The sequence below is a fragment of the Streptomyces sp. NBC_00873 genome (assembly GCF_045207415.1).
Taxonomy (GTDB): Bacteria; Actinomycetota; Actinomycetes; order Streptomycetales; family Streptomycetaceae; genus Streptomyces.
Genome location: NZ_CP108803.1, coordinates 2,594,508 through 2,619,270, shown reverse-complemented (window position 1 = coordinate 2,619,270; position 24,763 = coordinate 2,594,508). Strand labels below are relative to the sequence as shown.

The window sequence follows — 24,763 nt, the reverse complement described above, 5'->3', positions numbered from 1 at the left end:
ACGTGCCTGGCCCGGGCAACGATCGCGATATCGATCACGCTCCGCCCCGCAGCTCTCCAGTAAGCCGGTTGATCTGTCTGTCGAGATTGCGCATCTGGGTGGAGTCGACTCCGAAGGCATCGGCAAGAAGAGGGCGGACGGCCTTGAGCTCTGCCAGCGCTTCGTCCAAGTGTCCTGAAGTGGCGAGCATCTGGGCGACGACGAAGCGTGACTCCCGGACCTGTTCGGCGACTTCCCCGTTAGGCGAGGCATCGGCATTTAGGATGTAGAAACGTAGCTGAGGGAGAGCCTTGTCCGGCTTGCCGATCTCAGCGTAGGAGTGTCCCGCGTGGTAGGCGCAGTCGAGGACGAACGAGTCATCTGGCGACAGGTGCTTGCGGTAGCTGCGGCCGACGGCCTCGTAGAGCGAGGCGGCACGGGTGTACTCGCCGGCGTAGAAGTGCGCGGCGGCCAGGAAGTGGCGCAGGCGCAGATCCAGGAACGGGTCCTGGGCGGCGCGCGCGACGCCGTCCTCGAGGAGTCTGATGGCCTCGGAGGGCCGGTCGTTGTCCAGCAGCGCCTGGACGTTGGCCTGCAGCTCGTCGGCCTCGGCGTCGGTGATAATCCCCCGGCCGCTGTGCTGCTCCCGCTGCACGGCTGGGGCCATGAGGGGGCGACGGAAGGGACGTGTGGGGTCGCGACTCTCGTCACCGCCTGTTGGACTGCTCGGATCAGACACGAGTGGCAGAAGCGCCTCGTACACCTTCTCTGCGGAAGGCCGGTTTTGTGGCTCCTTCGCCAGCATCGACGACACCAGCTCATCAAGTGCGACGGGAACGTCGGCTCGGCGTTTCAGCATGGAGGGGGCGGGTGTTTGGAGGTGGTGGGCGCGCAGCGGCATGCTGTCGGTGCCGTGGAACGGAACGTCGCCGGTCAGCAGTTCACAGAGCAGGCAGCCGAGTGAGTAGATGTCCGAGGCGGAGGTCACTGCCTTGCCGAGGCACTGCTCCGGGGACATATAGGGAGGGGTTCCGACAGTCTTGTCGATCTGGGTCAGACGCGGTAGCGCGCCCGAGCCGCGCAGGATGGCGATACCGAAATCGAGGACCTTTACTAGGCCACCGTTGACGAGCATGATGTTGGACGGCTTGATGTCACGGTGGACGATGTCGACCCGGTGCACGTCGGCCAGCACCGCCGCAATCTGAGCGGTGATCGACGCCGCCCATGCCACGTTCGGCATGGAACTGTCGTAGTCCGTCCGGTCGAGTACCGCCTCCAGCGTCGAGCCGCGCAGCAGCTGCATGACGAGCCACAGCTGCGTACTGCCGTCGGGGGCGGCTTCGACCCCGGTGTCGTAGACCGCAGGGATTCCGGGGTGTTCCAGTTGGGCGGTGGTGCGGATCTCGCGGAGGAAACGCTTGCGGTCGCGCTCCAGCCCGTCGAGGATCTCTGCGGCCTCCGGGCTATCCGGCGAAGCCGGGACGGCAGCCGTCGAGGAGGGGCGCAGCACCTTGATGGCGACGCGACGGTCCAGACGCTCGTCGTAGCCGTGATGGACCTCGCTCATGCCGCCACGGCCGAGTGAACCGTCCACTCGGTACCGCCCCGCCAACAGCCTTCTATCGGCTGGTTCTTCCGTACTGCCCGTCATGCCCCCACCAGCCCTAGCCAGAGATCCTTAAGCCTACGGTTCTGCCACCCGTCGGTTGGCGGGTCACTACTCGATCACCTGGTTTCCGGTCTCTCGGCGCATTTCGGTGCGCAGCCGTGCCAGGGCCTCGTCCCGTGCCGGTTCGGTGATGATCCGGTACGCGCGCTTGCGGGCCGCTTCCTTAATCGCCTTCTGGAACTCGTTGTTGTCGAAGTACAGCTTCATGAAGTCGGTGTTGCGCTCGGCGTTCTCCGCGACGATGTCGTCAAGGCGGTCGTCGGCGACCTGGCCGAAGCGGGCCTCGTCGTTCATGAGCGCGATCTTCTGCATGGCGGTGTCCTCGACCAGGCCGACCACCTGCTGGTAGACCAGGATCTGGTCGGAGGTACTCAGATCCAGTCCGAAGCGGTCGTTGAGCTCGTCGATCACTTGGGACAGCGGTTTTACCTCGGGCTCCCGGTAGCCGCCGCCGTCGGCGGCATGGCCCCGGACGTCGCGGTCACCGACGGTGGAGAGCGACACGTTGTGTCGCCCGGTGAACTCCAGACGGAAGTGGCTCAGGTCGGCGTCTCCTATGTCGACCGAGGTCGAGGGGCGTCCCGGCAGGCGGATCAGCAGGATCCTGCCGTATTGGTAGAGGCGTTCCAGGTCCCGGTCGCCCCAGTCGACGATCTGGGCGATGAGGCTGTAGGCGCGTACGTAGTCCTGGAGCGCGCTGCGGAACCCCTCGCGTTCGTCGTCGGTCTCCAGTGCGACGAAGCGGTCGATGGCCGGCTTCAGGTACTCGTGGAGCTCGGCGTGGAGCCTGCGCTCGGCCGCGTCAGGCATCTGGCCGGGGCCGGCTGCCGCCGCCAGGACTCGGATGAAGGCTTCCATCTCCGAAGCGGCCAGCAGGCCGTACCCCATTACCTCGTGCTGCTTGGTGTAGAGGAGGTTCGGGTCGCTCGGTTCGGTGACGGTTGTCTCGAACCAGTCCTCGAATGCGGTCTGGATGTCGGCGGCTTGGTTGACGAAGTCGAGGACGTGCACGTCGTCCTGCGACTTGAGCGGGTGGATGCGGTTGAGGCGGGAGAGCGTCTGTACGGCAGCGACACCGGTCAGCGGCTTGTCGACGTACATCGCGCACAGCAGCGGCTGGTCGAAGCCGGTCTGGTACTTCTCCGCGACGCATAGCAGCCGGTACTCTTCCTGGGCGCGTGCGGTTGCCTGCGGATCGTCGGCCTTGGTGTAGGCGAACATATCCGGCAGTTGGCTCTCGGGGAAGCCGTTGAGTTGGGCCTCGGTGAACTCCAGTCCGGCTTCGTCTTTCAGCTGCCCGGAGAACGCGACGAGGGCGCCGCAGTCCTTGTATCCGCGCAGAGTGACGTACGCGCGGATGGCCTGGTAGAGATCGAGTGCGTGCTGGCGGCTGCCGGTGACGACCATCGCCTTGGCCCGGCCGCCGAGCCGCCCGGTGATGTTCTCCCGGAAGTCGTCGGCGATCAGCCGTGCCTTCTGCTCCAGCGACTTGGGGTGCAGCTCGGCGAAGCGGACCAGCTTGGCCTTGGCCTTGGCCTCATCGACCTCCGGGTTGGCGATTGTCGATTCGGCCAGGTCAACAGCCGCGTTTCGCAGCCGCCACTTGGTGTTGTAGGTGAGGTAGTTGGCGAGCACGTCGAGGATGTAGCCCTCGTCGATGGCCTGGCGCATCGAGTAGATGTGGAAGGGCACGTACATGCCCTGCTCGCCGGTGCGCTGGTTCACCCGGTCCGGGTCGAAGATGCCGAAGAGCTTCAGGGTGGGCGACTTCGGGGTGGCGGTGAACGCGAAGTACGACAGGTTCGGCTGTTTGCCGCGCACCCGCGTCATGTACTCAGCATCGTCCTCGTCCTCCTGCCGGGGAGCCGCCTTCGACCCGAGCGCCTGCTTCAGTCGGATCGCCGACTCGCCGCCCTGCGAGGAGTGCGCCTCGTCGATGACGACCGCGTAGCGCTTGCCGGCCAGTCCCATGTCGGCGATCTTCTTCAGCACGAAGGGGTACATCTGGAGCGTGCTGATGACGATCTTCGAGGTGGAGTCGTCCAGGGATGCCGCGAGCTGCGTCGAATCCTCGTCGATCTTCTTGACGACACCGGGGGTGTGGTCGAACTGGAAGATGGTCTTCTGGAGCTGACGGTCGAGAACCACGCGGTCGGTGATCACTATGATCTTGTGGAAAACTGGCTGGCTGGCCTCGTCGAAGAGGTTGGAGAGGCGGTGCGTCAGCCAGGCGATCGTGTTCGACTTGCCCGAGCCGGCCGAGTGCTGGATCAGGTAGTTGTGCCCAGCCCCGTTCTCCCGGGCATGGGCGACCATCTTCTGTACGGCGTCCCACTGGTGGTAGCGGGGGAAGATCCGGGGGGATGTGTGCGGATTCTCCTTCGCCCCCTTCTTGTCCGGGACCTTGACGTGGACGAAACGGTGAAGGATCTCCAGCCAGTTGTCGCGCTGCCAGATCTGCTCCCACAGGTAGGCGACGCTGTATGAGCCGGGGGTGGCCGGGGGATTGCCGGCGCCGCCGGACACGCCGGGACCGTTGGTGCCGAGGTTGAACGGCAGGAACTCTGTCTCGGCACCGCGTAGCCGCGTGGTGATGAAGGCGCGGTCGGGGTCGACGGCGAAATGGACCAGGGCCCGCTTGGCGAAGAAGACGTCGTTTGGGTCGCGGTCGCGGCGGTACTGGGCGACAGCGTGGTCGGCATTCTGCTGGGTGTTCGGGTTCTTCAACTCGACAGTGGCGACCGGCAGACCATTGACGAAGAACGCCATGTCGAGGGACCGGCGGGGGTGGCGGGTGCTGTAGTGCAGCTGACGCGCAACGGTCAGCACGTTCGCGTCGTACTCGGCGAGCGCGTCAACGGCCAGGGTGTGGCCGGGCCGGAAGTAGGCCAGGTCGATCTGCACGCCGCGGTCACGCACTCCTTGGCGCAGGACGTCCAGGACCCCGCGCGCGTCTACCTCGGCGGCGAGACGCTGTGCGAACTGGCGCTGGGCGGTGGACTGGTCGCCGCCGTAGAAGCTAACGAGCCGGTCCCAGGCCTTCACCTGCGTCGCTCCGATGAACCGGTACACCTCGCCAGTGTCGATACCGAGCTCGACGTTGAACGTGCCCTGGGCTTTGGACCAGCCGCCCGCGAGCAGCCCGGCTTCTACGTTGGCTTCGAAGGCGTCTTCGGAGTGGGCTCCGCGGTTGCTCATACGACACTTCCCGGGGAGGAGCGGCGGCGGGCGGTGGTGACGTCTAGCTGGCCGGTTACAGCGGCGGTGATGAGTGCCTGGCGGCGTTCGGTGAGGCGCTGATTGAAACGCCCCACTTCCTCACGTAGTGGGCGTACGCGAACAATGAGGCGTCCGAGGTCGCGTTGAATCGTAGGGGGAACCTTCGGTACGGGAATACTCCCCAAGAGGCCCCAGTTGCGAAAGTCGACGGCGCGTTCTCGCGTGCTGTAGGCGAAGAGGCCTAGGTACCCATTAACTGCAAGGGTGCGCAAGAGTCGACCATGGAATGCGGAGTCGCCGCCGTCCGCTGGGGTGCAGATGTGATAGACCGGACTGCAATTTCCGACTGCTTCCGAGTCTCCAATTGCGCCAGCAAACCCATCTAGTCCATGAATGACCACGTCGCCGATTTCCACGCCCTGGCCCTGGGGGGCCGTGCTGGCTGGTAGCGTGAATCCCTCACTTCGTCGGATGCTTCGAGTTGTGACTTGGCCATCACGGAATGCGGTGATGACTTCTTTGGTGGGAATCGTAGTTCGGTCGCGCTTCGTGAGTAGCCGACGAATTGGGGCCACTTCCGTGCCGCACTCTTTGGCGAGGCGACTATTTCCGATGATCTCTAGGATCTTGTTGTCGATGCGTTCCTCGAGCAGTTCCAGAATTCGCAGCTGGTAGTCGATAATTTGATCGATTCGAGCCGTCTCGGCGTCGAGGAAGTCGGCGATGCGGCGCTGCTCGGAGAGGAGGGGGAGGCTGACGTCGATCTCTGCAAGATCTTCCCAGTAAAGCCTCCACTGCGCTGGCCGGATTCCCTTGGAGCGAATTCCAAACTGTGCCACGAGTGGTGTAAGACGCTGGCGCTGCAGATCGGCCACAACCGGTCGGCCCGCGGGCTGCAGGGCGTCATCTTCACCCGGGACGACCGGGCGGGCGAGGGCAAGCTGTCCTCGCGGCTGGGGCTCGTCACGGAGGCCATCGAGGCCGACGAGGGCATGGATGTGTACGCCCATCTCGTCGACCACGTCACCCGTGGCGGCCGGGCGGACTACGTGATCGTGGACGAGGCACAGTTCCTCGCGCCTGTACAGATCGACCAGCTCGCCCGGATCGTCGACGACCTCGGCCTGGACGTCTTCGCGTTCGGTATCACCACCGATTTCCGGACGAAGCTGTTCCCCGGTTCCCAGCGCCTGATGGAACTGGCCGACCGGGTCGAGACCCTTCAGGTCGAAGCGCTCTGCTGGTGCGGTGCACGGGCGACGCACAACGCCCGCACGGTGGGCGGCGAGATGGTCGTCGAAGGTGCCCAGGTCGTGGTGGGGGACGTCAACCAGCAGACGGACGAGGTCGGTTACGAGGTGCTGTGCAGGCGCCACCACCAGCGCAGGATGACCAGCGCGACGGCCCGCGCGGGTGTGCTGTCGCCGGACGTCCTTCCGGTGACGTCCGGCTGAGCCGCCGCCGGACCCGCGGAGCCCCCCTTCCAGGTCTCGTCTCCGCGTTGCCCCTGGCTCGCTGGCCACCACCGTCACCTGGCGGCTTCACCCCGAGGGGACGGGCACCCGGCTGTTTCTGGAACATGCCGGGTTGGACGTCGACTCGCCCCTGGGTAGGGCGGCGTTCCACGGCATGGGCGACGGGTGGCCGGACGTCCTGCTGCGCATCGAACCGGCGCTCGCCGGTGGGGACCGGTAGCGGGCCCGCGCGAACGGAAGGGGCTCGGGCGACGCGGTGGACGCGGCCGCCCACGGCGTAAGGGATCACCGTTCCTCGGACCGTACGATCGTGAAGGCGGCGCCCTCCGGGTCCGCGACCGTCGCCACGCGCCCGCTCGACCCGTCCCGTGGGGGCTGCAGCACATGCCCGCCGAGATCCACCACCCGTGCGGCCGCCTCGTCGGTGTCGGCGACCTCGAAGTACGTCATCCAGTGCGGGCCCCGGTCGCGCGGCAGGGCGCGGCCGACGCCGTGCAACGAGGCCACCGGGCGGCCGTTCAGGTGCAGGGTCTGGTAGTCGAAGTCGGCCGAGACCACCGCCTCTGCGTCGTAGCCGAAGACCGTCTGGTAGAACTTGACGACCGTCGAGGTCTCGCGGGTCACCAGCTCGTTCCAGACCGGGGTGCCGGGGACCCGCGCCAGCGCCGTACCGAGATGCGCGGCGGCCTGCCAGATTCCGAAGACCGCACCGCTCGGGTCGGAGGCGATGGCGAGCCGGCCGGCCTCGCCGGCGTCCAGTGGTCCCACGGCGACGGTGCCGCCGCAGGAGCGGATCGTCTCCGCCGTGACGTCGGCGTCGTCGGTGGCCAGATAGGTCGTCCAGGCGACCGGCAGGTGCCGTTCCGGCGGCAGCTGCCCGATGCCCGCGACCTCCTTCCCGTCGATCAGCGCCCGCACGTACGGGCCCAGTTGTTGCGGGCCGGGCCCGAACTCCCAGCCGAACAGCCCGGCGTAGAACTTCTGGGTCGTGGACAGGCCGTGCACGATCAGACTCACCCAGCAAGGTGTTCCGGGTGTGCGCCGAACGGCAGCCTCGGTCATCGTCACTCTCTCCTCGGACCATCGTGGTGGCCGTACGGGGGGAACGGGGCCGACGCGCCGACCGGCGGTGCGGGATGTGTACGCCCCGTGCAGATGCTTGCACCACCCGGCGCGCGATGCGCCCCGGCCGCGCCGCATGTTCCCGGATCTCGACAGAGGGAGTCCGTTTTGGTGCGGTACGTCCGCTTCAGCGTTGTTACAGGTGAGCAGGCTTCTGCGCGAGGATGGCACCCATGAAGCCCATCATCTCCGCATTCGAATGCGCGAGCGAGTCGGCGGGGCCACGTCCGCCGGTGCTCCTGGACGTGCGTTGGCAGCTCGGTGGACCGCACGGCCGTCCCGACTACGAGGCCGGGCACATCCCCGGTGCGGTCTTTGTCGATCTGGACGCGGAACTCGCCGGTCCGGCAGGCAGCGCCGGCCGACATCCACTGCCGGACCCCGAGGAATTCGGCGCCGTGATGCGCCGCGCCGGGGTCTCCCGCGACACTCCGGTCGTGGTGTACGACGGCGGTCAGGGCTGGGCCGCGGCACGCGGCTGGTGGCTGCTGCGCTGGACGGGCCACCCGGACGTCCGCGTGCTGGACGGCGGTCTCGCCGCCTGGGGTGGTGAGCTCTCCACCGAGTCGCCCACCCCGGCCGAGGGCGACTTCAGGCCCGAACCGGGTGCGCTGCCCCTGCTGGACGCGGAAGGCGCGGCGGCGCTGGCCCGCTCCGGACTGCTGCTCGACGCGCGGGCCGCGGAGCGCTACCGCGGCGACGTGGAGCCGATCGACCGGGTCGGCGGTCACATCCCCGGTGCGGTCTCGGCCCCGACGTCCGAGAACACGGGTGGTGACGGGCTGTTCCTGTCCGCGGAGGCGCTGGCCGCCCGCTTCAAGGAGCTCGGCACGGACGGGGCGCCGGAGGTTGGCGTCTACTGCGGCTCCGGGGTCTCCGGCGCGCACGAGGTGCTGGCCCTGGCCGTCGCGGGAATCCCCGCCGCGCTGTACGCGGGCTCCTGGTCCGAGTGGTCCGCCGACGAGTCCCGGCCGGTGGCCACGGGCCCCGACCCCCAGTAGCGGCGCCATCCGGAACTGCGGTGACCGGTTCCGGAGGCAGACCGCACGAGGGCCCGTACGCAGCGGCGTACGGGCCCTCGTCATGCCACGGTCACCCGGGTCAGTCCTGCTTCTTGCGGCGGGTGCCGAAGACGATCTCGTCCCAGCTCGGCACCGCGGCCCGGCGGCCCGGACGGACACCGTCCGCCTCTGCCTGGCGGTCAGTCGTCCCGGTCAACCGGTCGCGGTGACCGGCCACCGCGCGCGGCATCAGCACATCCGCATAAGCGGAACCGGCGCCTGCGGAGGCTGCCGCGGCCGGCGGCTCGTCGGCCTCCGGCTCCTGCGCGGCGGGCTCGGTCGTCGGCGGCTCGGGCCGCTCCGGCACCACCATGTCGCCACGGAAGCTCGGCACGGCCTCCAGCAGGCTGGTCAGCGAGTCACGCTCACCGGCCGAGACTCCGGCGATGTGCTCCTCCGGCTCGGGCGGAGGCGGCGGAGCGGGCCGTTCCATCTGACGGTCGAGCGCACGGTCCAGCGGCCGGTCGCGCGGCAGCCGGGCGATCCGGGGCACGAACGGGAAGCTCGGCTCGGGCGCGGCGACATCGTCGGTCTCGCCGATCAGCGAACGCGCCTCGTCGTCCACGGCCTGGACCAGCCGTCGCGGCGCGTCGTACGTCCAGCTCGCCGAGTGCGGCTCGCCCGCGACCCGGTACACCAGCAGGACCTCCCAGGTGCCGTCGTCACGACGCCAGGAGTCCCACTGGACGGTTTCCTTGTCGGCGCCGCGCAGCAGGAGACGCTCCTGCACCGCCTCGCCGAGCTGGGGGCCGGTGTTCTCGCCGGGACGGCGCACGGGAGTCTTCCGGGCTCGCTCGGCCATGAAGGCACGCTCCGCGAGCACGGGGCCCTCGAAGCGGCGGACACGGTCGACCGGAATTCCGGCGAACTGAGCGACCTCCTCCGCGGAGGCACCGGCTCGTATCCGAGCCTGGATGTCGCGGGGGCGGAGGTGGCTCTCCACCTCGATCTCGATCTGGCCGAGCCGTGCGCGGTCGTTGCGCACGGCGGCGCGCAGCCGCTCGTCGATCGGAAGCGTGTACTCCGTGCTGTCCGCAGCCTTGAGCACCAGTCGTGTGCCGTCGTTGGAGACGGCCACGACACGCAGTTCGGGCATGGGGACCTCCCGGGTGGTGCCTGCCGACGTCACGTGCGTCGCTGCTTCCGCTAGTCGAGTGTGGCCTGCCCGGGTGCAGCCTGCCACAACATTGCCGTGTTGCCCGGCGTGTCGGGCGTGAACCCTGGATCGCCGGTATGACACGGTGACCTTTGCGCAACGCTGAGTGACCAAATGTCACCCCGCGTAGCTGGCCCCCGTGCGATGCCGTGGCGCCGCCGGATCGAGTGCCTCCTTCGGCCCCGCCCCGAAGGTCCCGGACCCCACGTGGGAGTCCGGCCCCAGGGCTCGCCACAGTACTCCATTCGGGCCACGTGGGTGGACCGGCGCGCCGCCGAAGTTCTCGGCGGACGCGGGAGTCCAACTACCAAACTGGACGCGAAATGCCCATGACGCGTGTCCTGCTTCACAGAATCACCTGAAGTGGAACTATTCACTTCGCCCAATTGTCCCTTCCTGTTGCATGGTGGGAGAGATGTCAATCAAGGGCTGGAAATGGTGCAGAAGCCGGAAAGTGACACAGAACCCAGAGAAAGGCGTATCGATCTGAGCCTGCCGCAGGTTGCCGGCAGTGCAGTGGCGGCGGTCGCGGCGGCAGTGGCGGCCTCGCAACTGGGTGTGTACGGAACGATTCTCGGCGCCGGAGTGATGAGCATCGTCGCCACCTGCGGCGGCTCGGTCTTCCAGCACTTCTTCCGTCGCACGGGCGAGCAGATCCGCGAGGCCACGGTCCAGGCGAAGCTCACGGGCCGGGAGACCCGCGGGGCGAGCGGGACGCGTGAGGTGCGGGACGCGTACGGCGCGCCGGATCCGCAGGAGGTACGCGCGGCACGCGACGTGGCGGAGCACGAGACGGGGGGTGCTCACCGGCCGCCCGACGGATCCACGGACGCAACGGCGGTGCTGCGCACGGTCGCGGCCGACGCGGACCGTACGCGGCTGCTGAAGCGGCTCGCCGATCACGAGACCCGGCCGCTGAGGCCCCTCGGCACGGACGGGACCCAGCTGCTCACGTCTCCCGGCACGGATGGGACCCGGCTGTTCGAGCCACGTGCCGGGGACGGGGCCCGGCGGCCCGTGCCGCACGGCGCGGCCGCGGACGAGGAGTTCTCCGCGTCGACCACCCACGGCACCCGCATCCGCGGCTGGAAGCGGTCGGCCGTCGGGGCCGCTGCGGTCTTCGCCGTGTCGATGGCCGGGATCACCACGTACGAGCTCGTCTCCGGCGGCGATCTGAGCGGCGGTCACGGAACGACCGTGGGATCCGTCGTACGCGGCGGGGAGCAGGGCTCAGGGCCCGCCGACCCGGCACCGTCCGGCAGCACCGACCCGGGTCAGGGGCGGACGCCCGGTCAGGAGAGCGCCGGGACGCCGGGCGCGGACTCGCAGGGCGGGCAGAGCCCGAGTCCGGGCACCGGCCAGGGCGACCGCTCCACAGCCGAGCCGACGCCCACGCCCACACCGTCGAACTCGGGCGGCGGCCCGACGGCTCCGGCTCCCACGCCCACTCCGACGGCGCCCGGCGACTCCAGCAGCGTCGCCCCGGACCCCACCGGTGCGGGCATCGCCCCGGGGCAGGAGGCGCCGGCCACGACCGGCACGGGCGCCGGCCGGTGACCGGCCGGCGCGGCGGTCAGTCGCCCAGGACCCGGCGCAGATAGTCGTTGGCGAAGAGCCGGTCCGGGTCCAGCCGGTCGCGCACGGCGGTGAACTCGCCGAACCGCGGGTACACCCCGGCCAGGTACTCCGCATCGCGGGTGTTGACCTTGCCCCAGTGCGGGCGGCCGCCGTGCGCGGTCATGATCCGCTCGACCGCGGTGAAGTACGCCTGGTAGGGCGTGCCCTTGTACAGATGGACGGCGATGTACGCGCTCTCCCGGCCCGAGGCCGTGGAGAGCGCGATGTCGTCCGCGGGGGCCGTGCGGACCTCCACCGGGAAGCCGATCCGCAACGGCGAGCGGTCGACCATCGCCCTGACCTCGCGCAGCGCCTCCGTCGCGGCCTCGCGCGGCAGGGCGTACTCCATCTCCACGAAGCGGACCCGGCGCGGGCTGGTGAAGACCTTGTACGGGATGTCGGTGTACGTACGGGCCGACAGGGCACGGCTGGAGAGCTTGGCGATCGACGGGATGGTGGCGGGGACCGCCCGGCCGAGCGAACAGGCCACCTGGAAGATCCCGTTGGAGAGGAGCTCGTCCTCGATCCAGCCGCTGACCTTTCCGGGCGGAGCGGCAGGGCCCGCGCTGCGGTTGTTGCGCTTGGTGTTGCAGTTGCCGGTGTGCGGGAACCAGTAGAACTCGAAGTGCTCGTTCTCGGCGACCAGTTCGTCGAAGTCGGCCGTGACCCTGTCGAAGGTCATCGGCTCCTCGCGGGCCGTCAACAGGAAGACCGGCTCCACGGCGAACGTGATCGCGGTGATGACACCGAGTGCGCCGAGCCCGATCCGGGCGACGGCGAAGATGTCGGCGTTCTCCTTCTCGGAGCAGGTCAGCACCGTGCCGTCCGCCGTGACCAGTTCGAGGGCGCGGATCTGGGCGGATATGGACGCCGAGTCGCGGCCGGTGCCGTGGGTGCCGGTCGAGGTGGCCCCGGCGACCGTCTGCTCCATGATGTCGCCCATGTTGGTGAGCGACAGGCCCTCCCGGGCGAGCGCGACGTTGAGCCGCTTCAGCGGGGTGCCGGCCTCGACGGTCACCGTCATCGCCGTGCGGTCGATCCCGCGGATGCCGGTGAGCAGATCGGGGCGGATCAACAGGCCGTCGGTGGCGGCGGTCGCGGTGAAGGAGTGCCCGGTGCCGACCGGCTTCACCTTCAGGCCGTCCTCGGACGCCCGGCGCAGCGCCTCGGCGAGCTCGTCCACGGAGGCGGGGGAGACGGCCCGTGCCGGACGCGCGGTTACATTCCCCGCCCAGTTACGCCACGCGCTCGTCGTCGTCCGTGCGTAGGTGTCGGTCATCTTCCCCGCGCCTTCCGGTAGGAACCGGCTTGGCAAGCCGGCGATACCCCAGGAACGCCACCGCGGCCGCGAGCGCTCCCGCCACGGTGGGCACCGCGTACCCCGCCTTCGCCCCGGACGCGTCGACGACCCAGCCGGCGGCCGAGGAGCCGAGCGCCACACCGACCGCGAGCCCGGTACTGGTCCAGGTCATGCCCTCGGTCAGCTTGGTGCGCGGTACGTGCTGCTCGACGAGGGCCATGGTGGTGACCATCGTCGGTGCGATGGCGAGACCCGCGACAAAGAGCGCCACGGCCAGGAACGGCAGGCTCCCGGCCAGTTGGAGGGGGATCATACTCACGGCCATGGCGCACACCCCCACCAGCCACCTGGTGGATGCCCTCCCCTTGAGACGGAGCAGTCCGAAGACAACTCCGGCGAGGCAGGACCCCAGCGCGTACACGGCCAGCACCAGGCTCGCCGCGGCCTTGTGCCCCTGGTCCTCGGCGAAGGCCACCGTCACCACATCGACCGCACCGAAGATCGCGCCGGTCGCCACGAAGGTGCCCACGAGCACCTGGAGACCGGGGGAGCGCAGCGCCGAGCCGTCGGTGTGCTGCTCGCGCGGATGCGGGACCGGCTCGGTGGCGCGCTGGGCGGTCAGCCAGACGACGCCGGCCAGCAGGAACCCGGCGGCCAGCAGTGGACCCGCCTCCGGGAACCAGGCAGTGGACAGACCGATCGAGATGATCGGCCCGAAGATGAAGCACACCTCGTCGACGATCGACTCCCACGAGTACGCCGTGTGCAACTGCTGCGGCGAGCCCCGGTAGATCTCCGCCCAGCGGGCCCGGATCATCGACCCCACACTGGGCACGCAGCCGGCACCGGCGGCGAACACGAAGAGGGTCCAGTCCGGCAGCCGCTGCTGCGCGCAGATCAGCAGCCCGGCCACCGCCGCCAGCGCGACGAGGGTGACGGGGCGCAGGATGCGGCGCTGCCCGTGCCGGTCGACCAGCCGGGAGACCTGCGGTCCAAGCACCGCAGCCGACATCGCCAGCGTCGCGGAGAGCGCGCCCGCGAGACCGTAACGGCCGGTGATCTGGGAAACCATGGTCACCACACCGATGCCCATCATGGACAGCGGCATCCGGCCGAGGAATCCGGCAGCCGAGAACCCCTTGGTGCCGGGGGCGGCGAAGATCGCGCGGTAGGGACTGGGCAAGGAGGGCTCCGGTACGGCGAGGTCACACGGCGTGTCAGGGATGCGTGTCATGCGTGAAGGCGGCCGATACAGCTTACGGGCGGCGCACGGCGTCCGGCGCCGGGGCGGATACCGGGTCACGGGCACTCCGGTGGATGTCGGTTGGAGCGCCGTCACAGGCGGATGGCAGGATCGTTCCCATGTCCGATCTGCGCGCTCCCGCACCCTACGACGCCCTGCTGCTGCTCTCCTTCGGCGGCCCCGAGGGCCCGGACGACGTGGTCCCGTTCCTGGCGAACGTGACCCGCGGCCGCGGCATCCCCGAGGAGCGGCTGAAGGAGGTCGGAAAGCACTACTTCCTGTTCGGCGGCGTCAGCCCGATCAACGCCCAGAACAGGGCCCTGCTGGACGCCCTGCGCAAGGACTTCGCGGACCACGGACTCGATCTGCCGGTGTACTGGGGCAACCGCAACTGGGCGCCCTACCTCACCGACACCCTGCGCGAGATGGTTGCCGACGGACACCGCCGCATCGCCGTCCTCGCCACCAGCGCCTACGCCTCGTACTCCGGCTGCCGCCAGTACCGCGAGAACCTCGCCGAGTCGCTTGCCGTGCTGGAGGCCGAGGGGCTGCCGGTGCCGCGCGTGGACAAGCTCCGGCACTACTTCAACCATCCGGGCTTCGTCCGGCCCATGGTGGAGGGCGTCCTCACGTCGCTGGCCGAGCTTCCCGAAGAGGACAGGGCCGGGGCGCATCTCGCCTTCACCACACACTCGATCCCCACCTCCGCCGCCGACACCTCCGGCCCCGAGGAGGCGCACGGCGACGGCGGCGCGTATGTCGCCGAGCATCTCGACGTCGCCCGGGTGATAGTCGACGCGGTGCGTGAGGAGACCGGCGTCGCGTATCCCTGGCAGCTCGTCTACCAGTCGCGCAGCGGCGCCCCGCACATCCCCTGGCTGGAGCCCGACATCTGCGACCACCTGGAGGCGCTCCACGGGACGGGCGTGCCCGCTGTGGTGATGGCCCCCATCGGCTTCGTCTCGGACCACATGGAGGTCCTGTACGACCTCGACACCGAGGCCACCGCGAAGGCCGCCGAGCTCGGTCTGCCGGTGCGGCGGTCCGCGACGGTCGGTGCGGACCCGCGGTTCGCCGCGGCCGTGCGCGAGCTGGTCCTGGAGCGCGCCGCCACCGAGCGGGGACGCACGGTGGAGCGGTGCGCGCTCGGGGCGCTCGGTCCGAGCCACGATCTCTGCCCCGTCGGCTGCTGCCCGGCCCGTGCCCTCAAGCCCGCCGCGGCGGGCGCCGACAGTCCCTACGCCTAGGAGCGTTGTACCTCTGTGACCCCTGTGAGCCCTGTGCCCTCTGTGGCCGACCCCGTCCTGTCCGAACTGCTTGGCCTCGCCCTGGAGGCCGCCCGGCGCGCCGGTGCGCTGCTCCGCGACGGCCGCCCCGCCGATCTCGGGGTGGCCGCGACCAAGTCCAGCCCCATCGACGTCGTCACCGAGATGGACATCGCCGCCGAGAAGCTGATCACCGGCTTCCTCGCCGAGCGCCGCCCCCGGGACGGCTTCCTCGGCGAGGAGGGTGCCAGCTCCGCGGGCAGCAGCGGCATCCGCTGGGTCATCGATCCGCTCGACGGCACGGTGAACTACCTCTACGGGCTGCCGACCTGGGCCATCTCCATCGCAGCGGAACGGGACGGCGAGCGTGTCGTGGGCGTGGTGGAGGCCCCGATGCGCCGTGAGACGTACCACGCGGTCCTCGGCGGCGGTGCGTACGCAAAGGGCGGCGCGTACGGCGACGGCACCGTGCTGCGCACCCGGCCCGCACCGCCGCTCGACCAGGCGCTGGTCTCGACCGGCTTCAACTACGTCACCGACGTCCGTACGCACCAGGCGGACGTCGCCCAGCAGCTGATCCCGAAACTCCGCGACATCCGGCGCAGCGGCTCCGCCGCCGTCGATCTCTGCGATGTCGCCGCGGGCCGGCTGGACGGCTACTACGAGCGCGGGCTCCACCCCTGGGACCTCGCCGCCGGTGACCTGATCGCCCGGGAGGCCGGCGCCCGCACCGGCGGCCGGCCCGGACTGCCCGCCGACGGCGACCTGACCGTGGCCGCGTCACCGGGCGTCTTCGAGCCCCTGCAGACCCTCCTGGAGGATCTGGGCGCCTGGCACGACTGACGCACCCGGCTGCAAAGCGCCCGGTGCGCGCTGTGGCGGGCGTTCACGGACAGCACAGGGCCCCGGCCTCATGGACGATGCCGGGGCCCTGTGCCGACAGCCTCTCAGACGGCCGTGGCGCCGACTTCGACACCGTGCTCGGCGGCGAGGCGGTGCAGGTCGTCCAGCTCTCCCTGCTCGACATCCGCGAGGAAGTCGTCGCCCGTCTCGCGGGCCCTGGTGAGGTCGGACTCGGTGGTCTTGATTCGCTGCAGCAGACCTGCGGTGAAAGCGTCCATGGTGCGCCCCCTCATCGTGGGTCGGTGGCACGGGGGTGTGCCCGGGTTTCCCTCCGCCAGGGGCGGTAGGGCGGGTGATCACGCACTCTCCGGGGACGGAGCGGCCGTGGTGCGCCACATGCATGGCGTGATCGCGGGTGTGAATGCGTCCTCCCCAGGCCCTGGCTCAGAGAAACCTCAACTGGCCCGGAAATCCGGTGAATTCCCCGAAGCCGCAGGTCGTACCGCGCCGCCTTACCGCCGGTTTATACGCGTTGCAGGCAGGATGGTGCTGCACAGACAGTGTTGCTGAGCCGGTCCGATCACGGTCCGTGGGCTCATTCGAACGTTCTGAAGTTTCTAAGGAAGGACAGCGCCGTGCGTGTACTCGTCGTGGAGGACGAGCAGCTGCTCGCCGATGCGGTGGCCACCGGACTGCGCCGGGAGGCCATGGCGGTCGACGTCGTGTACGACGGTGCGGCGGCCCTGGAGCGCATCGAGGTCAACGACTACGACGTCGTGGTGCTGGACCGGGACCTCCCCCTGGTGCACGGCGACGACGTCTGCCGCCGGATCGTCGAGCTGGGCATGCCGACCCGGGTGCTCATGCTCACGGCCTCCGGGGACGTCAGCGACCGGGTGGAGGGCCTGGAGCTCGGCGCCGACGACTACCTGCCGAAGCCGTTCGCCTTCAGCGAGCTGACCGCGCGGGTACGGGCCCTGGGGCGACGCACGACGGTCGCGCTGCCGCCCATCCTGGAGCGCGCCGGCATCAAGCTGGACCCCAACCGCCGCGAGGTCTTCCGCGACGCGCAGGAGATCCAGCTCGCGCCGAAGGAGTTCGCGGTGCTGGAGGTCCTGATGCGCAGCGAGGGCGCGGTCGTCTCCGCGGAGCAGCTGCTGGAGAAGGCCTGGGACGAGAACACCGACCCGTTCACCAATGTGGTCCGGGTGACGGTCATGACCCTGCGCCGCAAACTCGGGGAGCCACCGGTCATCGTCACCGTGCCGGGCTCCGGTTACCGGATCTGAGGCCCGGTGTCCACCGTCCCGGCGCCCCCGACAACGCCGCCGAAACCCACCTGGGACCCCAAACAGCTGGAGCCCCCGTACCCGTGGCTGCGCCCGACCATCCGGATACGGCTCACGCTTCTGTACGGCGGGATGTTCCTGATCGCCGGCATCCTGCTGCTCTCGATCATCTACATGCTGGCCGCACAGGCCCTGCACGTGGGCAGTGAGCTGCCGTTCAAGGTCGTCAGCGGCCAGGTCTCCAGCGATCTGTGCAACCTCTCCGGAGAGGGGTCGTCACCGGCAGCCGTCAACGCGGCCATGAACACGTGTGTCAACCATCAGCGCCAGCAGGCGCTCGACACCCTCCTGAACCGTTCGCTGCTGGCCCTTGTCGGGCTGAGCGTCATCGCCTTCGCCTTCGGCTACGCCATGGCGGGCCGGGTGCTCTCCCCGCTGGGCCGCATCACCCGCACCGCCCGCCGGGTGGCCGGGACGGACCTGTCCCGGCGGATCGAGCTGGACGGTCCCGACGACGAGCTCATGGAGCTCGCCGACACCTTCGACGACATGCTCGACCGGCTGGAGCGGGCCTTCACCGCGCAGCAGCGGTTCGTCGGGAACGCCTCGCACGAGTTGCGTACCCCGCTCGCGATCAACCGCACCCTGCTGGAGGTCCACCTCTCCGACCCGCAGGCTCCGCCGGAGCTCCAGCAGCTCGGCAAGACCCTGCTGGCCACCAACGAGCGCAGCGAGCAGCTGGTCGAGGGGCTGCTGCTGCTCGCCCGCAGCGACAACCAGATCATCGAGCGCAAGCCGGTCGACCTCGCGGAGGTCGCCACGCGCGCGCTCGACCAGACCCGGGCCGAGGCCGAGCAGAAGGGCGTGGAGATCCGTGAGGAGATCGCGCCCGCCGTCGTCCAGGGCAACGGTGTCCTGCTGGAGCGGATCGCGCTGAACCTCGTACAGAACGCCGTGCGCTACAACGTCCGGGAGGAGGGCTGGGTGGAAGTCACCACCGAGCTGCAGCCCGGCCAGGCGCTGCTGGTGGTCTCGAACACCGGTCCCGTGGTGCCGGCGTACGAGATCGACAACCTCTTCGAGCCCTTCAGACGGCTCCGTACGGAGCGAACGGGCAGCGACAAGGGGGTCGGGCTCGGCCTGTCGATCGCGCGGTCCGTGGCGCGTGCTCACGGCGGCCGTATCATCGCGGAACCCCGTGAGGGCGGTGGTCTCGTGATGCGCGTCACCCTGCCGGTCTGAGAGGCTGAGTCCAGCGATACGCACAGGGATTGATTCGTTCGCTTTGAGCGGAATTTTCGGGACCCGCGCCCGCGGGATCCGTGTGTGATCGATCACAGGAGCGAATTTCGGGCGTTCCACGCTCTGTGACCAGGCCTCCTACCCGAAATCCGGCAAAAGTCGGGGTTTTCGGGGGCCGATATCACGGGAAGTACACGGGGTGGCGCCCGTGAAGCGCGGCATTCGGACCGTGTACGGTCCCCTTCGCCACCCAAGCCGACCGCTCCAGAGAGGTCCGCTCGGGTGTCGATTGAGTAACAGACCTTGATGTGAGGCAAAATCTCCGCCTCGGGTCGGGCACAAGTCCGGCCTCTCACGCGTTACGTGCGCTGAGACACCGCAGACACCCAGAGGGGGAGAGCGACACATGGCAACGGATTACGACACCCCACGCAAGACCGATGACGACGTCGACCAGGACAGCCTTGAGGAACTCAAGGCCCGTCGGAGCGACAAGACGGCGTCCGCCGTCGACGTCGACGAGTTCGACGCGGCAGAAGGACTGGAGCTCCCCGGAGCAGACCTGTCCAATGAGGAACTCGCCGTCAGGGTCCTGCCCAAGCAGGCCGACGAGTTCACGTGCATGAGCTGCTTCCTCGTGCACCACCGCAGCCAGCTGGCCCGCGAGAAGAACGGCCAGCCGATCTGCCGCGACTGCGACTAGGTCCGGTCGGACGTGGCAGGCGACACACCGTTCCGGAAGCGGCGCTTGCGACGCAAGCCGTCGGAGGCGAATAAGGGCGGTACAGGCCCGGCAGAGGGCGTAGCAGCCCTTGCCGAGCTGTCCGCCCTGCCACCCTCCGCGGGCGTATCTGACGACGAGCGAGGCCGTTCGGCCTCGCTCGAAGCAGTGGAAGCCGCCATTGCTGCGGAGACAGGACGAGCAGTACCAGCAGCCGGCACGGCCGATGGGGCCGAGCAGACCGGCAGGACGGAGCCCGTGACCGGGGCAGGCCGTCTGCAATCAGTCAAACGGGGCGTACGCAAGGGCGGGGAGAGCGCCAGGACAGCGATCGGTCATATCGCCGACCGGATCATCGAGACCGCTCCCCGCGTCCCTGTACGCGACCTCGCCACCCTGCGCAGGCAGTTCCCGGGCCTCGGCCCCGAGGAGCTCGCCGACAAGCTCGTCGCAGGCGCGAGTAAGGGCACTGCCACCGTCGGCGCCGGTATCGGCGCGGCGGCCATGCTGCCCGTGCCGCCCGCCATGCTCGCCGAGCTGGCCGCGGAGATCACCGGCGTGGCCGCGATCGAGATGAAGCTCGTGGCCGAACTGCACGAGGTCTACGGCCTGCGCCCGCCGGGCGGAATCACCGGGCGCAGCACCGCGTACCTCACGTCGTGGACGGAGGAGCGCGGTATCGATGTCACCCATCCGGCGACGATCGATGCGGCGCTCGGCGGCCAGATGAAGCGGGAGCTGCGCCAGCAGATCGTGAAGCGGATGATGCGCGATCTGCCGAACCTGATCCCGTTCATGGTCGGCGCCGCCATCGGCGCGATGATGAACCGGCGCGACACGAAGAAACTTGCCGAACGGGTCAGGAAAGACCTGCGCAAGGCCCAGATCCCCTGGGACCGGCTCCCGGAGCTGCCGCCCCTGGAGCGGCCGCGGAAGCTGCACAAGGACCTCCCGAAGGAGATCGAGGGCTGAGGGCCGCCCCGGCGGCCCCCAGCGGCGCGAATCGGCTATGCGGCCCGTACGGCCGTGAGCGCCGCCACCAGGGCCTGCGGCTCGCGAGTCGACAGATAGACGTACGGAGTCGGGTCCTCCGGGTCGGTGACCTCCACCCGCACCGCCGTCTGGATGTAGCTGCGCTGCAGCATGAAGGCGCGGGTGTCCGCCTTGTACGTGCGCCACGCGCGCGCCTCCTCGCCCTCCAGCGCCTCCGCCTTGCCGAGTGCCGTCACCGGGATCCGGGCGTCACCCGCGACCAGGGCGCCCGCCACCACCCGGATCCGGGCGGAGCCGTACGAGCTGACCGCGAGCGAGGCCAGCGCGGTGCCGCCGACCAGGCCGGCCAGCAGCGGCAGGGTGCCCAGCGGCAGCAGTATCAGGGCGCAGGCGACCCCCATCAGGAAGGCAAGGAACCACCACGAACGGGGTGCGGTCAGGCGTTCGTCGAAAGGCGGGGTGGAAGGCTGCATGAACCCAAGCTTGGCACGGCGCGACCTGCGGCTACCCGCGCGGGTAAGGTCTGCGCCTGTGAGTGGAACATCTGCGGCTCTTCAGCCACCGGCCGACGCGGTGAAACCGGTCCGGCATCCCGACGCCCCGGTCCCCGGCGAGCTCCTCGGCGCGCACTACGAACACTGTTTCGGCTGCGGTGAAGGGCAGCCGCACGGACTGCACCTCCAGGCGCGGGCCGGCGAGGGTGTCAGCGTCACCGCCGATTTCACGGTGAAGGCCGCCCACCAGGGCGCCCCGGGCCTGGCTCACGGCGGCATCCTGGCCACGGCGCTGGACGAGACGCTGGGCTCGCTGAACTGGCTGCTGCGGGTGATCGCGGTGACCGGGCGGCTGGAGACCGACTTCGTGCGCCCCGTGCCGGTCGACACCGTGCTGCACCTGGACGCCGAGGTCACCGCCGTGCACGGCCGGAAGATCTACTCCCGGGCGACCGGCCGGATCGGCGGCCCGGACGGGCCCGTCGCGGTCCGCGCCGAGGCCCTCTTCATCGAGGTCAAGGTCGACCACTTCATCGAGAACGGCCGCCCCGCCGAGATCCAGGCGGCGATGGCCGACCCGGACCAGGTCAGGCGCGCCCGTGCGTTCGAGGTGAACCCCTGATGCGCCGTCCCGTCGACGTACTGCTCCGCCGGGTCGATCCGGAGGTGCCGATTCCGGCGTACGGGCACCCGGGCGACGCCGGGGTCGATCTGGTGACCACCGAGGCCGCCGAACTCGCCCCGGGCGAACGCGCGATGCTACCCACCGGCGTGTCGATCGCGCTGCCCGACGGGTACGCCGCGTTCGTGCATCCGCGGTCCGGGCTCGCGGCCCGCTGCGGCGTCGCCCTTGTCAATGCCCCGGGGACGGTTGATGCCGGGTACCGTGGAGAGATCAAGGTCATCGTCATCAATCTCGACCCGCGCGAGACCGTGCGGTTCGAGAGGTTCGACCGGATTGCCCAACTGGTCGTCCAGCAGGTCGAGAAGGTGCGCTTCCACGAGGTGTCGGAGCTGCCCGGCTCGGCGCGGGGCGAGGGCGGCTTCGGTTCCACCGGAGGGCATGCCACGGGTGATGTTGAAGGCGTCAGGGGCGGGATCACCCAGGGCGGGAACAGCTACGCTTCGGTCGTACCCGACCGGGAAGGACAGTGACGTGTTCGGACGTCGCAAGAAGAGTGGTTCCGCCGAGGACGTGGCGGACGAAGCGCGCGAGGCCGAGCAGGTCGTCGACGAGCTCGACGACACCGACGCCGCCGAGAGCGGAGCGCGCCGGGCGAACCTCCCGCCGGCGCCGCGGCCGGACGGGCCGTGGGACATCGACGAGGTCTCCCAGCCCGGCGAGGGCCGGGTCGACCTGGGCGGCATCTTCGTGCCCGGGGTCGACGGAATGGAGCTGCGCGTCGAGGTCGCCGGTGACGCGATCGTCGCCGCCACCGTCGTGCTGCGCGACAGCGCGATCCAGCTGCAGGCCTTCGCCGCCCCCAAGAAGGAGGGCATCTGGGGCGAGGTCCGCGAGGAGATCGCCGCCGGCATCACCCAGCAGGGCGGGATCATCGACGAGGTCGAGGGCCCGCTGGGCTGGGAGCTGCGGGCACAGGTCCCCGTGCAGCTTCCGGACGGGACGAACGGCGTGCAGCTGGTGCGCTTCGTCGGCGTCGACGGGCCGCGCTGGTTCCTGCGCGGAGTGATCTCCGGCCAGGGCGCAGTGCAGCCGCAGGCCGCCGGGCTGCTGGAGACGATCTTCCGGGACACCGTGGTCGTCCGTGGCGAGGGCCCGATGGCCCCGCGCGACCCGATCGTCCTCAAGCTCCCCGACGACGCCCAGATGGTGCCCGAGGGTGTGCAGCAGGAGGACCAGGAGAGCTCGAAGTTCTCCGGTGGCATGGGCCAGCTCCAGCGCGGGCCCGAGATCACCGAGGTGCGCTGAACCGCCTCCCGGGGCGTGTGACAGCTTCGGCCGGTGGGCCGTACTTCCCTTCGAGGGAGGTGCGGCCCACCGGCTTTTGCATGCCTGCGGAGCGCACGTGCGGAGCGTGCGACGGTCCACACTCACCGGCGCGTGTATGGGGCGCGTATGGGGCACGTATGGGCGCCGTCAAGGGCGCGCCCTTCCCCGTAAGGAAGCCATCAACGCAGGCCGCGGGGGCTTCGGACGGGGGTTTGCTCATGAGGTCCGAGAATTCGAACCTCATCTAGGAGCACACGGTGGCCGATCTGGCCTTCGTCGTCACCACGATCGCGGTCTTCGCGCTGGTGGCTCTTGTCGCCAAGGGGGTGGCGAAGCTGTGACTGCAGAGAACATCGTCGGTCTGATCGTGGCCGTCGCCCTGCTGGGCTATCTCGTCCTCGCCCTTCTGTACCCGGAGAGGTTCTGAGCCCGATATGAGCCCCGTCCTCGCTGGTGTGCTCCAGCTGCTCGCGCTCGTCGTGGCGCTGGGTCTGGCGTACCGTCCCCTCGGCGACTACATGGCCGGCGTCTACTCCTCGAAGAAGCACCTCCGGGTCGAGAAGTGGATCTACAAGGCCATCGGCGCCAACCCCGACACGGAGATGCGCTGGCCCGCCTATCTCCGTGGCGTCCTCGCGTTCTCCGCGGTGAGCGTCCTCTTCCTGTACCTGCTGCAGCGGCTCCAGGGCAGCCTGCCCGGCTCGCTCGGCTTCTCCTCGATCGACCCCGATCAGGCGTTCAACACGGCGGCCTCCTTCGTTACGAACACCAACTGGCAGTCGTACTACGGCGAGCAGGCCATGGGCCATGTCGTCCAGACCGGCGGCCTCGCGGTGCAGAACTTCGTCTCGGCCTCCGTCGGCATCGCCGTCGCGGTGGCGCTCGTACGGGGCTTCGCCCGCTCCCGCACCGGTGAGCTCGGCAACTTCTGGTCCGACCTGGTGCGCGGCACGATACGGATCCTGTTGCCGATCGCCGTGATCGCCGCGCTCGTGCTCGTGGCGTGCGGCGCCATCCAGAACTTCTCCGGCATCCACGGGGTCGGCCAGTTCATGGGCGGCTCGCAGCAGTGGAACGGCGGTGCGGTCGCCTCCCAGGAGGCCATCAAGGAGCTGGGCACCAACGGCGGCGGTTACTTCAACGCCAATGCGGCGCACCCCTTCGAGAACCCCAACGGGCTCTCGAACCTCCTTGAGATCTTCCTGATCCTGGTCATCCCGTTCTCGCTGACCCGCACCTTCGGGCGGATGGTCGGCTCGCTGAAGCAGGGCTACGCGATCCTCGCGGCGATGGGCATCATCTGGCTCGGCTTCTCCGCGCTGATGATGTGGACCGAGTTTGCCCACCACGGACCCGCGTTCGACATCGCGGGCGGGGCGATGGAGGGCAAGGAGACCCGCTTCGGGGTCGGCGGATCGTCGATCTTCGCCGTGGCCACCACGCTCACCTCGACCGGAGCGGTGAACTCCTTCCACTCCTCGTTCACCGGCCTCGGCGGCGGCATCGCCATGCTGGGCATGCAGCTCGGCGAGATCGCCCCCGGTGGTACCGGCTCCGGCCTCTACGGCATGCTGATCATGGCGATCATCGCGGTGTTCATCGCGGGGCTGATGGTCGGCCGCACGCCCGAGTACCTCGGCAAGAAGATCGGCACCCGCGAGATCAAGCTCGCGGCCTGCTACATCCTCATCACTCCGGCACTGGTGCTCTGCTTCACCGCGGCGGCGATGGCCCTGCCCACCCCGGTCCACTCGATGACCAACTCCGGTGCGCACGGCTTCTCCGAGATCCTGTACGCCTACACCTCCGGCGCCAACAACAACGGTTCGGCATTCGCCGGGCTGGGCGCGGACACCCAGTGGTTCAACACCACGATCGGGCTCGCGATGCTGCTGGGCCGGTTCCTGCCCATGGTCTTCGTCCTGGCCCTGGCCGGCTCGCTCGCCGAGCAGCGGCCCGTACCGGCGACCGTCGGCACGCTCGGCACCCACAAGCCGCTCTTCAGCGGACTGCTGGTCGGCACGATCATGATCGTCGCCGGTCTGACCTACTTTCCGGCCCTGGCGCTGGGGCCGCTGGCCGAGGGGCTGGCGTCATGACCACCACACGTACGCAGCACGA

At 69.4% G+C, this 24,763-nt stretch carries 22 protein-coding genes; 14 read left to right on the top strand and 8 right to left on the bottom strand.

Features of this window, described 5'->3' with window-relative positions:
• Window positions 1-34: 34 nt before the first annotated feature.
• Both OH809_RS11755 and OH809_RS11750 read right to left on the bottom strand, forming a co-directional pair.
• Window positions 35-1,633: a protein kinase domain-containing protein gene (locus OH809_RS11755; RefSeq protein ID WP_406422440.1), complete on the bottom strand. Its 1,599-nt coding sequence runs from the start codon at window positions 1,631-1,633 to the stop codon at window positions 35-37.
• 66 nt (window positions 1,634-1,699) lie between these two features.
• Window positions 1,700-4,849 carry a type I restriction endonuclease subunit R gene (locus OH809_RS11750; RefSeq protein ID WP_406515089.1) on the bottom strand — a complete coding sequence of 1,050 codons (3,150 nt, stop codon included), beginning with the start codon at window positions 4,847-4,849 and terminating at the stop codon, window positions 1,700-1,702.
• A gap of 851 nt (window positions 4,850-5,700) precedes the next feature.
• Here OH809_RS11750 and OH809_RS11745 point away from each other — a divergent pair.
• The gene (locus OH809_RS11745) at window positions 5,701-6,324 is read left to right on the top strand and encodes a thymidine kinase (RefSeq protein ID WP_406425238.1); all 624 of its coding nucleotides are present in this window, start codon (window positions 5,701-5,703) and stop codon (window positions 6,322-6,324) included.
• Window positions 6,325-6,630: 306 nt separating this feature from the next.
• Here OH809_RS11745 and OH809_RS11740 read toward each other — a convergent pair whose 3' ends face one another.
• Window positions 6,631-7,407 carry a VOC family protein gene (locus OH809_RS11740; protein ID WP_406422442.1) on the bottom strand — a complete coding sequence of 259 codons (777 nt, stop codon included), beginning with the start codon at window positions 7,405-7,407 and terminating at the stop codon, window positions 6,631-6,633.
• Window positions 7,408-7,640: 233 nt separating this feature from the next.
• Between OH809_RS11740 and OH809_RS11735 the strand changes: the two genes are divergently transcribed.
• Entirely contained in the window at window positions 7,641-8,468 is an 828-nt protein-coding gene (locus tag OH809_RS11735; protein WP_406422443.1) for a sulfurtransferase, read from the top strand.
• A gap of 100 nt (window positions 8,469-8,568) precedes the next feature.
• Here the strand turns inward: OH809_RS11735 and sepH are convergent, their stop codons facing one another.
• Entirely contained in the window at window positions 8,569-9,624 is a 1,056-nt protein-coding gene (gene sepH / locus OH809_RS11730) for a septation protein SepH (RefSeq protein WP_406422444.1), read from the bottom strand.
• A gap of 495 nt (window positions 9,625-10,119) precedes the next feature.
• Here sepH and OH809_RS11725 point away from each other — a divergent pair, with 495 nt between their 5' ends.
• Window positions 10,120-11,241, top strand: a complete 1,122-nt coding sequence (locus OH809_RS11725; protein WP_406422445.1) for a hypothetical protein — start codon at window positions 10,120-10,122, stop codon at window positions 11,239-11,241.
• A gap of 16 nt (window positions 11,242-11,257) precedes the next feature.
• Here the strand turns inward: OH809_RS11725 and OH809_RS11720 are convergent, their stop codons facing one another.
• Window positions 11,258-12,580 (bottom strand): D-arabinono-1,4-lactone oxidase, encoded by a 1,323-nt coding sequence (locus OH809_RS11720; protein WP_406515088.1) that lies wholly within the window; start codon window positions 12,578-12,580, stop codon window positions 11,258-11,260.
• Window positions 12,537-13,784, bottom strand: coding sequence for an MFS transporter (locus OH809_RS11715; protein ID WP_406425240.1), 1,248 nt, complete (start codon window positions 13,782-13,784; stop codon window positions 12,537-12,539). Before OH809_RS11715 ends, OH809_RS11720 begins: the two co-directional genes overlap by 44 nt.
• A gap of 179 nt (window positions 13,785-13,963) precedes the next feature.
• Between OH809_RS11715 and OH809_RS11710 the strand changes: the two genes are divergently transcribed.
• Complete coding sequence (locus OH809_RS11710; protein WP_406422447.1) at window positions 13,964-15,091, top strand: ferrochelatase; 1,128 nt, start codon at window positions 13,964-13,966, stop codon at window positions 15,089-15,091.
• Between the two features lie 42 nt (window positions 15,092-15,133).
• Window positions 15,134-15,952, top strand: coding sequence for an inositol monophosphatase family protein (locus OH809_RS11705; protein ID WP_406422448.1), 819 nt, complete (start codon window positions 15,134-15,136; stop codon window positions 15,950-15,952).
• Between the two features lie 104 nt (window positions 15,953-16,056).
• On the opposite strand, the gene OH809_RS11700 is transcribed toward OH809_RS11705, so the two are convergent.
• Complete coding sequence (locus OH809_RS11700; protein WP_398949305.1) at window positions 16,057-16,230, bottom strand: hypothetical protein; 174 nt, start codon at window positions 16,228-16,230, stop codon at window positions 16,057-16,059.
• 357 nt (window positions 16,231-16,587) lie between these two features.
• Here OH809_RS11700 and OH809_RS11695 point away from each other — a divergent pair, with 357 nt between their 5' ends.
• The 4 genes from OH809_RS11695 (at window position 16,588) to OH809_RS11680 (ending at window position 20,176) form a co-directional block, all read left to right on the top strand.
• On the top strand, window positions 16,588-17,241 hold the full coding sequence (locus OH809_RS11695) for a response regulator transcription factor (protein ID WP_358860390.1): 654 nt from the start codon (window positions 16,588-16,590) through the stop codon (window positions 17,239-17,241).
• 6 nt (window positions 17,242-17,247) lie between these two features.
• Entirely contained in the window at window positions 17,248-18,483 is a 1,236-nt protein-coding gene (locus OH809_RS11690; RefSeq protein WP_406422449.1) for a sensor histidine kinase, read from the top strand.
• A gap of 406 nt (window positions 18,484-18,889) precedes the next feature.
• Window positions 18,890-19,186 (top strand): DUF4193 domain-containing protein, encoded by a 297-nt coding sequence (locus OH809_RS11685; protein WP_003965732.1) that lies wholly within the window; start codon window positions 18,890-18,892, stop codon window positions 19,184-19,186.
• A 12-nt stretch (window positions 19,187-19,198) separates the two neighbouring features.
• Window positions 19,199-20,176, top strand: a complete 978-nt coding sequence (locus tag OH809_RS11680) for a hypothetical protein (RefSeq protein WP_406422450.1) — start codon at window positions 19,199-19,201, stop codon at window positions 20,174-20,176.
• A 35-nt stretch (window positions 20,177-20,211) separates the two neighbouring features.
• Here the strand turns inward: OH809_RS11680 and OH809_RS11675 are convergent, their stop codons facing one another.
• Window positions 20,212-20,670: a DUF3093 domain-containing protein gene (locus OH809_RS11675; protein WP_406422451.1), complete on the bottom strand. Its 459-nt coding sequence runs from the start codon at window positions 20,668-20,670 to the stop codon at window positions 20,212-20,214.
• A 58-nt stretch (window positions 20,671-20,728) separates the two neighbouring features.
• Here OH809_RS11675 and OH809_RS11670 point away from each other — a divergent pair, with 58 nt between their 5' ends.
• The 5 genes from OH809_RS11670 (at window position 20,729) to kdpA (ending at window position 24,741) form a co-directional block, all read left to right on the top strand.
• The gene (locus OH809_RS11670; RefSeq protein WP_366133744.1) at window positions 20,729-21,313 is read left to right on the top strand and encodes a PaaI family thioesterase; all 585 of its coding nucleotides are present in this window, start codon (window positions 20,729-20,731) and stop codon (window positions 21,311-21,313) included.
• The gene (gene dut, locus OH809_RS11665; RefSeq protein WP_406422452.1) at window positions 21,313-21,846 is read left to right on the top strand and encodes a dUTP diphosphatase; all 534 of its coding nucleotides are present in this window, start codon (window positions 21,313-21,315) and stop codon (window positions 21,844-21,846) included. The genes OH809_RS11670 and dut overlap by 1 nt, the downstream gene beginning before the upstream one ends.
• Before the next feature lies 1 nt (window position 21,847).
• The gene (locus OH809_RS11660) at window positions 21,848-22,621 is read left to right on the top strand and encodes a DUF3710 domain-containing protein (RefSeq protein WP_406422453.1); all 774 of its coding nucleotides are present in this window, start codon (window positions 21,848-21,850) and stop codon (window positions 22,619-22,621) included.
• Between the two features lie 358 nt (window positions 22,622-22,979).
• Window positions 22,980-23,069, top strand: coding sequence for a K(+)-transporting ATPase subunit F (gene kdpF / locus OH809_RS11655; protein ID WP_037701211.1), 90 nt, complete (start codon window positions 22,980-22,982; stop codon window positions 23,067-23,069).
• A 7-nt stretch (window positions 23,070-23,076) separates the two neighbouring features.
• Entirely contained in the window at window positions 23,077-24,741 is a 1,665-nt protein-coding gene (kdpA, locus tag OH809_RS11650) for a potassium-transporting ATPase subunit KdpA (RefSeq protein WP_406422454.1), read from the top strand.
• Window positions 24,742-24,763: the final 22 nt, after the last annotated feature.